The organism is Agromyces mariniharenae, assembly GCF_008122505.1.
GTDB lineage: Bacteria > Actinomycetota > Actinomycetes > Actinomycetales > Microbacteriaceae > Agromyces > Agromyces mariniharenae.
On the sequence record NZ_VSSB01000001.1, the window covers coordinates 1964573 to 1978459 of the forward strand.

A 13887-nucleotide genomic window follows, 5' to 3' on the forward strand; every position below is an offset into this window, starting at 1 on the left:
CCGTGCCCGCGCCCCCGCAACGGGTTGCGCCGGATGCGTCGTCGGTGCGCGCACGTCCGTCGTTCCTGAGCGTTCGCCGCCGACCTGGTCCCGGATGCCGCGGGGAGGCGTAGCCTGAGGGCATGCGCCCCCGCGACTCCGGGGCGTCCCGCAGGTTCGCCCGCTGGATCCCAGCCATCGCCGCGCCCATCGTGGTCGGCGTCGCCGTCGTGCTCGTGCCGTTGCAGGCGAACGCCGCGGTCGACCTCCCCGACCTCACGCCCGAGGAGCTCCTCGAGCTCGCGGCGTCGAGCGACGTCGAGGCGCTGTCGGGCACGGTCGAGCAGACGTCCGAGCTCGGGCTCCCCGACCTGTCGGGCCTCACCGGCGGCATGGGCGGATCCGCCTCGGCGGCCCCGGGCGCAGAGGGCTCCGACGGCTCGGGCGGCGACGCGGCATCCGGTGACGGCATCGACGAGCTCCTCTCGCTCATCACGGGGAACCACACCGCGAAGGTCTACGTCGACGGCTCGAACGCGCGCCTGCAGGTGCTCGACCGCCTCGGCGAGCGCGATGTCTACGTCACGACGGGCGAGGGCGCCTGGATCTGGGACTCGCGCGAGCAGTCGGCCACCCACGTCACGGTCGACCAGGCGGCGCTCGATGCGCTCGAGGCGGAGGCCGAGTCGCACGCCGACGAGGCTCGCGCGAAGGTCGAGGCCGAGGTCGGCACGGTGCCGACGCCCGAGCAGGTGCTCGACGACGCGCTCGCGAAGCTCGACGAGACGACCGACGTCTCCGTCGGCACCGACGCCCGCGTGGCCGGACGCGAGGCGTACGAGCTCGTGCTCGTGCCGCGCGACGACGCCACGCTCGTCGGCGAGGTGTCGGTCGCGATCGACGCCGACACGGGCGTCGCGCTCGCGGCATCCGGCACCGCGGCCGGCGCAGCGGAGCCGGCGTTCAGCGTGGCGTTCACCGACGTGTCGTTCGAGGCGCCCGATGCCTCGGTGTTCGCGTTCACGCCGCCCGACGGCGCGACGGTGACCGAGCACGAGGTGCCGGTGCCGACCGTCGCCGAACTCGAGCAGTGGAAGGCCGAGGCGGAGCCGGGTGCCGCCGCCGAGGGGATGCCGCGGCCGATCGTGCACGGGTCGGGCTGGTCGACCGTCGTCGAGCTGCCCGCGGGCGCCGGCGGAGCAGCCGGGGGCGCCACCGGAGCAGCCGAGGGCGCCGAGGGCAGCGAGGGCTTCGCCGACGCGTCGACGCTGCTCGACTCGATCACGCAGCGCGTCGACGGCGGACGCATCGTCTCGACGTCGCTCGTGACGGTGCTGTTCACCGACGACGGCCGCGTCTTCGCCGGCGCCGTGACCCCCGAGCACCTGCTCGCCGTCGCCTCGAGCGCGCGCTGACGGGCCGCAGCGTGGCCGCGCCGACGTCCGAGCTCGCCATCGAGACGCACGGCCTCACCAAGCGCTTCCGCTCGCAGGTGGCCGTCGACGGCGTCGACCTCGCGGTGCCGCGGGGCTCGGTCTTCGGGTTCCTGGGGCCGAACGGTTCGGGCAAGACGACCACGATCCGGATGCTGCTCGGCCTCGTCGCGGCGAACGCGGGCGACGCGCGCGTACTGGGCGTCGACATGCCCCGCCACGTCGACGCGGTGCTGCCGCGGGTGGGCGCCCTCGTCGAGGGGCCGGCGTTCTCGCCGTACCTGTCGGGCGCGGCGAACCTGCGCCGCTTCGACGCGGCCGACCGGCACGCGCCGCGGCGCAGCCGCGACCACCGGGTGGCGGAGGCGCTCGACCGCGTCGGCCTCTCGCACGCCGCCCGCAAGCGCGTGCACGCGTACTCCCTCGGCATGAAGCAGCGCCTCGGCATCGCGAACGCGCTGCTGATGCGACGCGAACTGCTCGTGCTCGACGAGCCCACGAACGGCCTCGACCCGCAGGGCACGCGGGAGGTGCGCGCGCTCATCCGCTCGTTCGCCGACGACGGCACGACCGTGTTCGTGTCGAGCCACCTGCTCGCCGAGGTCGAGCAGGTCTGCACGCATGTCGGCGTGATGAGCGCCGGACGGCTCGTCGCGCAGGGCACGCTCGACGACTTCCGCGACGAGGGGGAGGCGCGCGTGCGGGTGCGCACGCCCGACGTCGCCTCGGCCAGGGAGGCGCTCGCCGGGCTCCTGGGCGACGGTGCGATCGAGGCCGATGCCCTCGCCGATCCCGACGGCGCCGTGACCGCGCGGCTCGGCGGGACGGCGCCCGAGGCGGTCGTGGCCGCGCTCGTCGGCGCGGGCGTGCGGGTGCGCGGCTTCGAGACCGTGCACGCGAGCCTCGAGCAGCGGTTCGTGGAGCTCACGGGGGAGGGGTTCGACGTTGTCCAGTGAGGCCGCTGACGAGCGCGTCGCCGCGGCATCCGTCGTCGACGTCGCCCGCGCCGAGCCGGCCCGACGGTCGGGCGGCGGCACCCTCTGGCTGCTCGGCTCCGAGCTGCTGACCCTCTTCCGGCGGCTGCGCACGTGGGCCATGCTGGCCGCGCTCGCGGCCATCCCCGTGCTCATCGGGGTGGCGCTCATCATCGCGGGGCCGGCCCCGAGCGGCCGGGGTCCGACGTTCCTCAGCGAGATCACGAACAACGGGCTGTTCGTCGGCATGACGGCACTCATCGTGGCGATCCCGCTGTTCCTCCCGCTCACGATCGGCGTCGTGGCCGGCGACACCATCGCGGGCGAGGCGAGCCACGGCACCCTGCGCTACCTCCTCATCGCGCCGGCCGGACGCGTGCGGCTCCTCCTCGTGAAGTACCTCGCCGCCGCGGCGTTCTGCGCGGCCGCGACGCTGACCGTGGTCGTCGTCGGGACGCTCGTGGGCTGGGCGCTGTTCCCCATCGGCCCGGTGACGCTGCTCTCGGGGGCGACGATCGACGTCGGCGAGGCGCTGCTGCGCTTCCTCGCGATCGCCGCCTACGTCACGGTGTCGCTGCTCGGCATGTCGGCGATCGGGCTCTTCCTCTCCACGCTCACGACGGTGCCGGTCGGGGCGATGGCGGCCACGGCGATCCTCGCGGTGGTGTCGCAGATCCTCGACGTGCTGCCGCAGCTCGAGTGGCTGCATCCGTGGCTGTTCACGCACTACTGGCTGGGCTTCGTCGACCTGCTGCGCGAGCCCATGGTCTGGGACGCGTTCGTCGACAACGCGCTGCTGCAGGCGGGCTACATCCTGGTGTTCGGCGCGCTCGCGGTCGGGCGGTTCCTCACGAAGGACGTGCTGTCGTAGGCCGAGCGGATGCCGCGGGGCCGGCTCACTCCGCGGCGGCGGGTGCCGTCTCCCGGCGCTCGCCGAAGCTCGGCGGCAGCTTGCAGTAGTCGTAGAAGTAGCGCATCGGCCGGGACTCGTCGGTGTCGTCGACGATGACGTTCGCGCCCGAGTGGGGGAGCTCGTCGCCCACGAGCGTCCAGATCGAGAAGTGCCAGATGCCGCGCACCGAGTCGTTGAGCAGGCGCATGCCGTCGACGACGAGCACCGTGTCCGCGCCCTCGGCGCCCTCGAGCGTGCCCGCCCGGAACGGCTCGATCGTCGTGCTGCGGAGGGTCGGCTCGTCGACCTCGCCCAGCGACCGTCGCACCACGACCTGCCTGCGCTCCGACAGCACGCCGGCCAGGTCGTCCGCGAAGCGCGCCGCCGGTCCGGTCGTCGCGCCCTCGACCGCGACGAGCCGTCGACCCGCCCACGAGTTGTGCAGGAACTCGTCGGCGATCCAGTCGAGCAGCACCTGGCGGTCGGTCACCTCGTTCATGGAGTCCGTGTCCATGGGGTCAAGGCTACGCCCGGGCTCGAATGCGTGTCTCCGCGGTCTCGCTACGCCCGGGCGGATGCCCCGTCGCGGTCGGACGTGACGGCCGCACGCTCCGCGACCTCCGAGTACGCGATGAGCGGGCGCCCCGTCGCCGGGTGCTCGAGCACGGCCGCCTCGACGCTCCACACCTCGCGGATGAGGGCGGGCGTGAGCACGTCGCCGGGCGCGCCCGCCGCACGCACCCGGCCCTCGGCGAGCACGACGACATGGTCGGCGTACGCCGCCGCGAGCGAGAGGTCGTGCAGCGCCGCGAGCACCGTGAGCCCGCCGCCAGCGAGCGCGCGCAGCAGCCCGAGCGCCGTGAGCTGTGCGTGCACGTCGAGGTGGTTCGTGGGCTCGTCGAGCAGCAGCAGCTCGGGCTCCTGCGCGATGGCGCGCGCCAGGTTCACGCGCTGACGCTCGCCGCCCGAGAGCGTCGCGTACTCGCGGTCGGCCAGGTCGACGAGCCCGAGGTCGTCGAGGGTCCGCCGCACGACCGCGCGGTCGTGCTCGTCGGGCCCCGCGAACGCACCGAGGTACGGCGTGCGGCCGAGGGCGACGACCTCCGCGACCCGGAGGCCCGGGGCATCCTGCACCTCCTGCTCGGCGAGCGCGACGAGCCGGGCACGGTCTCGACGTCGCAGCGCGGCGAGGTCGCGGTCGCCGAGGCGCGCTGCGCCGGCATCCGCGTGCTCGACGCCGGCGATGAGGTGCAGCAGCGTGCTCTTGCCTGCGCCGTTGGGGCCGAGGAGCGCGCCGACGGACCCGCCCGGAACGGTGCAGTCGACGTCGTCGATGATGAGCCGGCGCCCGCGCGTGAAGCGCACGCGGTCGGCGTGCAGGTCGCGGTGGTCGCTCGGGGCGGTCACGACAGCCTCCGGTTGCGGAGCATGAGCACGGCGAAGACCGGGCCGCCGACGAGGGCGGTGAGGATGCCGACGGGCAGCTCGCGCGGGTCGAAGAGCGTGCGTGCGCCGGTGTCGGCCCACACGAGGAAGATCGCGCCCGCGAGCGCCGACAGGGGCAGCAGCGCGCGATGCCGCGATCCCACGAGGAACCGCACGGCGTGCGGGAGGATCAGCCCGACGAACCCGATCGCGCCGCTCACCGCGACGAGCGCGCCCGTGAGCAGCGCGGTGCCGCCGAGCAGCAGCGCGCGGCTGCGGCCGACGTGCACGCCGAGGGCGGCCGCCGCCGTGTCGCCGAACGCGAACGCGTCGAGCGTGCGCGCGCTCGCGATGAGGGGGAGGCCGACGACGAGCATCGCGCCGCCCGCGATCGCGACCGAGGTCCAGTCGGTGCCGGCGAGCGAGCCGAGCAGCCAGTTGAGGATCTCGCGGTAGCTGTCGCCCGTGGCGCTCCAGAAGATGACGAGGCTCGTGATCGCGCCGAACACCGACGACACCGCGAGGCCGGCGAGCACGGTGCGGGTCGGCGTCAGGGCGCCACCCGCCCCCGCGAGGGCGAGCGTCGCGACGAGCGCGACGAGGGCGCCGCCGAACGCCGCGAGCGGCAGCACGAGTCCGATGCCGAGCACGATCACGAGCACCGCGCCCACCGACGCGCCCGACGAGAGTCCGAGCAGGTACGGATCGGCGAGCGGGTTGCGGGTGAGCGCCTGCATGACCGCGCCGCAGACGGCGAGGCCTGCGCCGACCGCTGCGGCGGTGAGCACCCGCGGCATCCGCAGCTGCCACACGATGCCGTCGCGCAGGGGCGACAGCGTCGGCTCGCCGATGCCGACGTGCGCGAGCACGCTCGCCCACACGTCGGCGGGGCTGAGCCCGGCCGGCCCGATGGTGACGGCGACCACGACGGATGCCGCGAGCAGCACGCCGAGCACTGCCGCCCAGGCGCCGGTGCGGAGCCCGGAGGTGCGGCGTCCGGAGGAGCGGACGCCCGGACGGTCGAGCGAGGCCGAGGGCCGGGCGGGCCATGCGGCCGACCCGGATTCCGTGGGGGGAGCGGTCTCCGGGACGCGGAAAGCGTCCGCGGCCCGACCCTCGGCGGTCCGTGACATCAGGAGCCCAGCTCTCCGAGCTGGTCGACGAGCGATTCGACCGCGCCGACGTTGCGCACGCCGGCCTCGGTCGACGGGAAGTCCACGACGAGGTACCGCTGCTGCTGCACGGCGGGCAGCGCGGACGTGGCCGGGTTGGCCTCGAGCTTGGCGATCTTCGACGCGGCGGTGTTCCACGGAGCGTCCACGAGCACGATCACGTCGGGGTTCGCGGCGACGATCGCCTCCCACCCCATCGACGTCCAGGAGTCGTGCACGTCGGCGGCCACGTTCTCGAGGCCCGCGGCCTCCATGATCATCTGCGGTGCGCCGATGCCCGCGCCGACGAACGGGGTGTCGTCGCCCGAGCTGTACCAGAGCGCGGTGAGGTCGTCCCCGTTCGGCTCGATCGCCTCGAGCGCCGCGCGCTGGTCGGCCACGAGGTCGGCCGCGGCATCCGGCACCCCGAAGACGGCGCCGGCCTCCTCGAACTCGGCGAAGACCTCGTCGAAGGTCAGCGGGTCGGGCATGTAGCCCGGTTCCCTGCACGCCGCAGGGGCGACGTACGTGGCCACGCCGAGCTGCTGCAGCGTGGCGCGGTCGCCCGCGCCCTCGGCCGAGAGGTTCGACTCCCAGCCGGCGAAGACGAGGTCGGGCTCGGCCGCGAGGGTGACCTCCTGCGAGGGCACCTTGTCGGAGAGGACCTCGAGCCCGGATGCCGCGGCGGCGTACTCGTCGGGCACGGGACCGTCGCTGAACGCGGTGCCGACGATGCGGTCCTCGAGGCCCAGCGCGAGCAGCAGCTCGGCGGTCGACGACTTGATCGCGACGATGCGCTCGGGGGCGGATTCGAGCGTGACCTCGGTGCCGCAGTTGTCGATCGTCAGCGGGTAGCCGGATGCCGCGGCATCCGCTGCGCCGTCGGCGGGGTCGGAACCCGTGCCGGCAGCACCGTCGGCGCAGCCCGCGAGCAGGAGCGCGACGACCGGCACGAGGGCGAGGGCGGCGCGACGGGCGGGCCGATGGGTCGGGGAAGGGGATTCGGGCATGGCATCTCCGGGAAGGCAGGCAAGCGTGATTCCGACGAGGTCGGCGACTCGCGGCCCAATCCCGGGCTGCACGCATCGGTCAGATCCAGACCGAGGGGTCACGGTCATCCTACTGCCGCGGGGGTCGCGCGGCACCGCCGCCGGCGATCAGGACCCGCGGAGGCGCTCGGCGAGGTCCAGCGCGGCGCCTGCGAGGGCGGCCGACGTGTCGAGGTCGCGCATCCAGAGGGGCACGGATGCCGCGACGAGCCCGGTTCCGGCGAGGGCGTCGACCGCGGCGGCATCCGACTCGTCGACGAGCCAGCCGTCGAGCAGGCCGCCCGCGCTGCGCGCACCGTAGTGGCGGCCGACCGCCTCGGCCGTGGTCGCGACGCCGATCGCGGGGAGGCACGCGTCGGCCATGCCGCGCACGACCTTGCCGCCGATGATGGGGGAGACGCCGACGACGGGCGCGTGCGTCGCGGCGATGGCCTCGCGGATCCCGGGGATCGACACGATCGTGCCGATGGACACCACCGGGTTGGACGGAGCGAGGAGCACGACGTCGGCGCCGAGGATCGCCTCGACCACGCCCCGCGCCGGCCGCGCGACGTCGAGGTTCCGCTGTCGGAACGCGAGGGCGGGCAGGCTCGCGCGGTACCGTGTCCACCACTCCTGGAAGTGCAGCTCGCGCTCGCCGTCGACCTCCTCGGGGTCGGCCACGAGCACGTGCGTGTCGACCTCGGTGTCGGTCGCCGGCAGCAGGTGCACGCCGAGCGGCCAGCGCCGCTGCAGGCGCTCGGCCACCTCGGACACGGTGCGTCCTTCGCGGAGCCACGCGGTGCGAGCGAGGTGCGTGCCGAGGTCGAGGTCGCCGAGCGTGAACCACGGCCAGCCGACGCCCCATTCGCGGAGCTCGGCGGCGACGCGCTCGGTCTCCCCTGCGCGGCCCCACCCGCGGTCGGCGTCGTTGACGCCGGCGAGCGCGTAGAGCAGCGAGTCGAAGTCGGGCATGAGCCGCACGCCCGCGAGCCACAGGTCGTCGCCGGTGTTCACGACGACGTCGACGGCGGTGTCCTGAGCCGGTCGAAGGGATGCCGCGCTCCCGCCGTTCCCGTCGGGCCACCGCCGTCGGACCTCCTCGCGCACGCCGCGCACGTAGCGCGCGCCTCCGACCCCGCCCGCGAGCACCGTGATCCGCACGGATCCACGCTACTGCGGTCGCGCGGCGTGTCGACTCGTCCGACCGCGGTCAGGGCGCTGCGTGGTGTCCGATCGCCTTCAGGAGATCGCCGAGCCAGACCGCCGCGTACGAGATCGTGTCGTCGTCGTTCCCGTCGCGCTCATCGCGAAGGTTCTCCCAGGACTCCGACAACTGGCCGATCGTCAGTTCCGGCGTCGTGCTGACGTCGTAGATCGCCGGCGCGGTGACCGACCAGAACTCCTCGGCAGCGATGGCCAGCCTGGGTCCGTTGGTCGCTTCGATGTGACGGAGGATAAGCTCGATCGCGCGCCGGAGCTCGCGAAGCTCGATGTCCAGCATCCACTCGTCGCTCACTGGTTGCCTCTTCTCGGGTCGCTCTTTGGGGTCGCCCGCGTTCGGCAACACCCGCCGTCGGCCGTGACGCGCGCTCGGCGTGACCTATGCCGCTTGTGTCCGCGCAGCGTGGCCACGCTACGCGATCAGCGCCGCGCCCACATCGAAGCGTGCTCGACCACCGAGTCGCGGTCGTCGCTCGGGATCGACGTGCGGTGGCGGGATGAACCAGACCGAGGTCGCTGTCGCATGGATGCCCCACCCATCGCGATGTATTCGGTGATGGCAGGAGCTGCAGAGCAGCACTCCGTTGGAGAGATCTGTCGGTCCGGCATCGCGCTCCCACCAGTCGATGTGATGGGCTTCGACGTAGGCGATGTTCTGGCCGCACGACGCGCAGCCGCCGTCGCGCTCACCGAGGGCGAGTCGCTGCGAACGGGAGAAGAGTCGAGCGGCGCGGCCGAGGTCGAGCGGGACACTCGCGCCGCCCAGCACGGCAGGAATGAGTTCGGCATCGGCGGCCATCCGCCGAGCCGTTCCGGCTGAGATCGGTTGGTCGATGCCGTCGATGTGCGCGATGCCGATGCCGTCGCGCATCGACTCGAGGTCGATGCGCACGACCACGGTGGTCTTCGCGAGCGCCGGCAAGGTCTGGGCGCATCCCAGGGCGTGTCGGGCGAGCTGCGCCAGCGCGTCGGCCTGGATCTGCGAGATCGTGCGCGAGTCGTCGACGATCGGACGTGCATCGTCGCCGCCCTGCTCTCGGCGGCGAAGTGCGTCGCTCACCAACGCCTCGATCGCGGCCTTGATGTGCGCGGCGCCCTCGGGATCGAGTCGGGCGTTCAGGTGCACCACGCCGCGAGCGTCCTCTCGGAAGGTGAGTGAACGCTCCTGCCGCAGCTCCTCTTCGCGCGGCTCCACTCCGTCGGCGTCGAGTCGAGCCTCGGCTTCGCGTACGCCGCGCGTCAGCACGTCGAGCGGCACCTGCCGTGCCAGCTGCGCGAGCGCCGCCTCGACCCGGTCGGCGAGATCGGGGTCGGCGCGCAATGCGACCCGGTCGAGCATCGACGTGATGGCGGCGGCCGCCTCGAGTGAGATCTCGGCCGCGACGACCGAGCGCGCGACGTGCGGATGCCTCGACGGGAGCCGCTCGCCGGTGAACGATGCTCGCTCAGCGGTCGCCTCGCCGACCGCGATGAGGCGGGCGGCATCATGTCGCGAGCCGCCGGTCGATGCCGCGATGAGCCGAGTCGCCGAGTGGAAGCCCTGCGACTTGGCCAGTCCGGATTCGCCGAAGGCGGGTCCGGATCGGCGAGCCACCTCGGCCGCCGCTCGGGCGAGGAGGGCGTCGGTATCGCGGCGGACCCGGGCGAGCAGTTCCTGCACGCGAACGAGTCCGGCGTCGCTCATCTGCTCGAGATCGACCTGCGTGCTCTCGATGGAAGCTCCGAACGCCGGCATCGCGCCGACCCAGGCGGCGTGCACCTCCTCGATGTGCTGCTCGAGTGGCTCGAGCGCCGGGAGGGGCTGCGTCATGCTTCGATCCTCCACCCACCCACTGACATCCGCAGCCCGAGAAAGCGCAGATGAAACGCGAAATCGCCAGTGGATTCGCGGTCATCGCGATGGTCGTGGAGGACGAGTGGATCGCGTTCGGCCAGTCCGACCACGCGTGTGCCAGCCACCCTCTCCCTGGTCTTCCGCCCGTGACCTTCGCGCTCACCATCGGAGGACGAGCCGCGCGAGTGCAGCGCGGTCGCGACCCTCGAGCGGTTGGCGAGACGCCCCTCCGCAGGTCGCGAGATACCTGACCGAAGGGTCGATGTCGGCGCGGTCGATCGACCCAGGGCGTAGGCCTGCGACGTGCTCGACCCGCGCGGGAAGCTCGTCGTCGGGCAGGCCCTCCGCCACAGCAAGTGCGATGGCGATTGCCAGGTCCGTATCGGACGGGAGGGCCCAGTAGCGCGCTGCGTACCGGTCCAGCAGGACGCGCGGATCCACGAGCGCCTCATCCCCGGCGCGACTGCGCAAGAGGACGCCGCTGCGCCGGTAGGCGAACCGGAGCCGCCGGAGCACGTCGTCGAATGAAGCCGACAGCGGGTCCGACGTGACCAGAGCCGATTCCGCCGCGATCGGCGCCGATTCCGTTCGCGTGCTCGACAGCGCCGCAAGGCGCGCTGCGACCGCAGACGTGAATGCCGCAGCCTGGGACCGGTCGGGGAGCCCTCCACTCGCGACTCCGGCACGTTGCGCGGCGCTCAGGAGCTCGATCCGGTGGGCGGGGTGCCATCGCTCGGTCCGCGCGAGCAGGGCGCGAAATGGCGACGGGTCCCGGTGATCGGAGGCGCCGCGTCGAGTCGACGCGATCAGCACCCGTGTCGCCTCGACATCGAAGTCGGCGCGTGCGAGGGGTTGGGATGTCGCCCAGACCCCGATTCGATCCTCGATCCAGGAGCAGAGTTCTGGACGCTTGGCGTGCATCGGGTCCGTGAGCACACCGAGCATCTCCTCGTACGCGGCGGGGCCGCCGGCCTCCACGAGCGGTGCGCGCCCGGTTCCTCGGAGGAGCGCGGCCGGCTCCGCACGCCGAGCCGAACGGACGGCGTCGACTGAGATCGCGATCGTCCAGCCGTGCCGGTGCCGGCCGTCTGCAATGTCCAGCTGCCGCGCCAGGCACGGCTCACCGTATCTCCACTCCGGACACTGGGTCGATCCGTACTCGTAGTAGAGCACCGCGCTCGAACCGAACGGAAGCGAATCGAAGGCCGCGCCGACCGTCGAGGTCCATTCGCATTCGCTGACGTGCCCGTCGGCGTCACGGCACCAGTGCTCCATCTCCCAGACTCGGCGGCGCGTCGCTGATCGCGCGTAGCCGGCGTACTCGTCGTCGCCGAACCTGGGCCCATCGATCGGATGATCGATGAACCGGTGCGAGGCAGAGTCCTCCCAAGCGAAGAGGGGCAGGATCAGTCCGTGCAGCTCCGCCATCCGGAGCGACGCCGAGACATCGACGATTCGAGTCACGGGCTGCGAGAGCCCGATCACGACGAACTTCAACGTGAGGATCCGGTGTTGAACAGCCACGTGCAGCACCCTCGCGCCTGGCCGAACCACGCAGCGAGGTGATGCGAGGAGACTGATGCGGTTTCGCGACAGCGTCCTGCTGTCGAGGACGAGTGCGGTCGACCCCTGCGCCCGAACGCCCCAACCAGCCGAGGACGACCCGGCAGCCGGCACTGGTAATCCCGGCCCGACGGGTACACGATGGACGGACACAACCGCACCGGCGCGGGAGGCCACATGAACTCGGCATCGACCCCGACCCACCGGACCATCGCCCTCGTGGGCGGGGCAGGCTCGGGCAAGACGACACTGGCGGAAGCCCTGCTGTTCCGGGCGGGCGCCATCGGCAGAGCAGGCACGGTGGAGCAGGGGAACACCGTCTGCGACCACGAGCCCGAGGAGATCGCGCGAGGCACGACCCTCGGGCTCTCCCTTGCCCACTTCGACTGGACCGGCCCCGACGGCACCGCGCACGCGGTCACCCTGGCCGACACCCCCGGCCATCCCGATTTCGTCGGCGGCGTCGACACGGCACTGGCGGTGGCGGATGTCGCGCTCATCGTCGTGAGCGCGGTCGACGGCGTCACGGCGGGCACGCGGTTCGCCTGGGCGGCGGCCGAGGCCGCGGGCGTGCCGCGCATCGTGGTCGTGACGCAGGAGGACAAGGCGCGCGCGGACTTCCGCCGCGTGCTCGGCGAGCTGCACGCGGCGTTCGGCGACCGGCTCTGGGCGCTCGAGCTGCCGCTCGGCGAGGAGCAGGCGTTCCGCGCCATCGCCGACGTGCTGAGCGAGCACGCCCTCGTGTACGACGACTCGGGTCGCCACCATGACGAGCCGCTGCCGCCCGAGGCGGAGGCCGAGGAGCACCGGATGCACCTCGAGGTGACCGAGGAGATCGTCTCGCACGACGACGAGCAGCTCGAGGCGTACCTCGAGGGCAAGGAGCCGCCGGCCGAGGAACTCGAGCGTACGCTGGCCACGGAGGTCGCGACCGGCGAGGCGGTGCCCGTGGTCGTGGCATCCGGTGTCACGGGAACCGGCATCGACCGACTGGCCGACCTGCTCTGCGCCCTCTCGCCGACGGCGCTCGACCACGACGGCCGCATCATGATCGGCGGCGCGACGGCCGACGACGATGACGACGCCGACGGCGGCCGCGACACGGGCACCGAGCATCGCGTCGCGCCGAGCCCGGGCGGCGAGACGCTCGTGCACGTGTTCCGCACGGTCGCCGATCCGTTCGTCGGGCAGATCTCAATGCTGAAGGTGCTGTCGGGCGTGCTGCGCACGGGCGACAAGCTGCGCAACGCGACGACCGGCGCCGACGAGCGCATCCACGGTCTGTTCCGCCTGCGCGGCGCCGAGCACCTGCCCGTCGGCGAACTCCGCGCGGGCGAGGTCGGCGCGGTCGCCAAGCTCACCGGATCGCCGTCGGGATCGCTGCTCTGGTCGCGTTCGAGTGGCACCGCGCGTCCGGCGCAGCTGCCCCGGCGCGCGCCCGTGTTCGCGGTGAGCCTCACGCCCAACTCCCAGTCCGACGACGAGAAGCTGTCGACCGCGCTCGGTCGCCTGCTCGCCGAGGATCCGACCCTCGTGGTCGAGCGCGCCGGCGGCCAGACGATCCTGCGCGGGCTCGGCGACACGCACGTCGCGGTCGCGGTCGAGCGCCTCGCCCGCATCTTCGGGGTCAACGTCACGACCGGTCCCGCACCCGTGGCGTACCGCGAGACGATCGCCGGCCCGGCCCAGGCCGAGGGCAAGCTCAAGAAGCAATCGGGCGGGCACGGCCAGTTCGCGGTCGTGCAGCTGCGGGTCTCCCCGCTGCCTCCGGGCGACGGCTTCGAGTTCGTCGACAAGGTCGTCGGCGGATCGGTGCCCCGCGCGTACATCCCGGCGGTGGAGAAGGGCGCCCGTGATGCCCTCGCGCAGGGCGGGCCGCAGGGGCATCCGGTCGTCGACGTGAGGGTCGAGCTCTACGACGGCAAGTCGCACTCGGTCGACTCCTCGGAGATGGCGTTCCGTACGGCCGCCGCGATGGGGGTCAAGGCCGCGCTCGCCGAGGCCGGCACGGTCGTGCTCGAGCCCGTGTCGCTCGTGACGGTCACGGTGCCGTCCGACCTGCAGGGCACGGTGCTCACCGACCTCTCTGGCCGGCGCGGCCGCGTCAGCGCGACGGAGTCCGCCGAGGACGGACGCGCCCGCGTCGTGGCGACCGTGCCCGAGGCCGAGCTCGCCCGCTACGTGCTCGACCTGCGCTCGATGACGGGCGGCCAGGCCGAGCTCACGATCACCCCCGACCGCTACGCGAAGGCGCCCAGCACGGCGAAGGCCTGAGTCCAGCCGACGGATGCCGCACCGCGCCGCGCCGGGTCCGCGGATGCCGCAACCCCCGCCGAGTGGATGCCGCGAGCAGCCGCGATCGCACCGGGATCTTCTCTGAACCG

General features: G+C 73.1%; 12 protein-coding genes. 4 read left to right on the top strand and 8 right to left on the bottom strand.

The genetic code is table 11. The features are described from left to right. Positions 1-122 precede the first annotated feature (122 nt). The 3 genes from FYC51_RS19210 to FYC51_RS09080 all read left to right on the top strand — a co-directional run bounded on the left by FYC51_RS19210 (position 123) and on the right by FYC51_RS09080 (position 3257). Positions 123-1394, top strand: coding sequence for a LolA family protein (locus FYC51_RS19210; RefSeq protein ID WP_187432560.1), 1272 nt, complete (start codon positions 123-125; stop codon positions 1392-1394). 11 nt (positions 1395-1405) lie between these two features. Then, positions 1406-2368: an ABC transporter ATP-binding protein gene (locus FYC51_RS09075; RefSeq protein ID WP_238476281.1), complete on the top strand. Its 963-nt coding sequence runs from the start codon at positions 1406-1408 to the stop codon at positions 2366-2368. Positions 2369-2456: 88 nt separating this feature from the next. Continuing rightward, entirely contained in the window at positions 2457-3257 is an 801-nt protein-coding gene (locus FYC51_RS09080) for an ABC transporter permease (protein ID WP_238476364.1), read from the top strand. Positions 3258-3282: 25 nt separating this feature from the next. Here the strand turns inward: FYC51_RS09080 and FYC51_RS09085 are convergent, their stop codons facing one another. From FYC51_RS09085 to FYC51_RS09125, 8 genes are all read right to left on the bottom strand, one after another. Further along, complete coding sequence (locus FYC51_RS09085; protein ID WP_148733245.1) at positions 3283-3792, bottom strand: nucleoside/nucleotide kinase family protein; 510 nt, start codon at positions 3790-3792, stop codon at positions 3283-3285. 47 nt (positions 3793-3839) lie between these two features. Next, entirely contained in the window at positions 3840-4685 is an 846-nt protein-coding gene (locus tag FYC51_RS09090; RefSeq protein WP_238476282.1) for an ABC transporter ATP-binding protein, read from the bottom strand. Beyond that, a complete protein-coding gene (locus FYC51_RS09095) occupies positions 4682-5836 on the bottom strand; it encodes a putative F420-0 ABC transporter permease subunit (protein ID WP_222863225.1) in 1155 nt (384 codons plus the stop codon). Before FYC51_RS09095 ends, FYC51_RS09090 begins: the two co-directional genes overlap by 4 nt. After that, the gene (locus tag FYC51_RS09105) at positions 5836-6864 is read right to left on the bottom strand and encodes a putative F420-0 ABC transporter substrate-binding protein (RefSeq protein ID WP_148733246.1); all 1029 of its coding nucleotides are present in this window, start codon (positions 6862-6864) and stop codon (positions 5836-5838) included. Before FYC51_RS09105 ends, FYC51_RS09095 begins: the two co-directional genes overlap by 1 nt. A 147-nt stretch (positions 6865-7011) precedes the next feature. Then, positions 7012-8046, bottom strand: a complete 1035-nt coding sequence (gene cofD, locus FYC51_RS09110) for a 2-phospho-L-lactate transferase (protein ID WP_148733247.1) — start codon at positions 8044-8046, stop codon at positions 7012-7014. Between the two features lie 49 nt (positions 8047-8095). Beyond that, positions 8096-8401, bottom strand: coding sequence for a hypothetical protein (locus FYC51_RS09115; protein ID WP_148733248.1), 306 nt, complete (start codon positions 8399-8401; stop codon positions 8096-8098). Positions 8402-8518: 117 nt separating this feature from the next. Then, positions 8519-9916 (bottom strand): HNH endonuclease signature motif containing protein, encoded by a 1398-nt coding sequence (locus FYC51_RS09120; RefSeq protein ID WP_148733249.1) that lies wholly within the window; start codon positions 9914-9916, stop codon positions 8519-8521. A 183-nt stretch (positions 9917-10099) separates the two neighbouring features. After that, on the bottom strand, positions 10100-11464 hold the full coding sequence (locus FYC51_RS09125) for an IS1096 element passenger TnpR family protein (protein WP_148733250.1): 1365 nt from the start codon (positions 11462-11464) through the stop codon (positions 10100-10102). A 216-nt stretch (positions 11465-11680) separates the two neighbouring features. On the opposite strand from FYC51_RS09125, the gene FYC51_RS09130 reads away from it, so the two are divergent. Continuing rightward, entirely contained in the window at positions 11681-13777 is a 2097-nt protein-coding gene (locus FYC51_RS09130; RefSeq protein WP_148733251.1) for an elongation factor G, read from the top strand. The last annotated feature ends 110 nt before the right edge of the window (positions 13778-13887 follow it).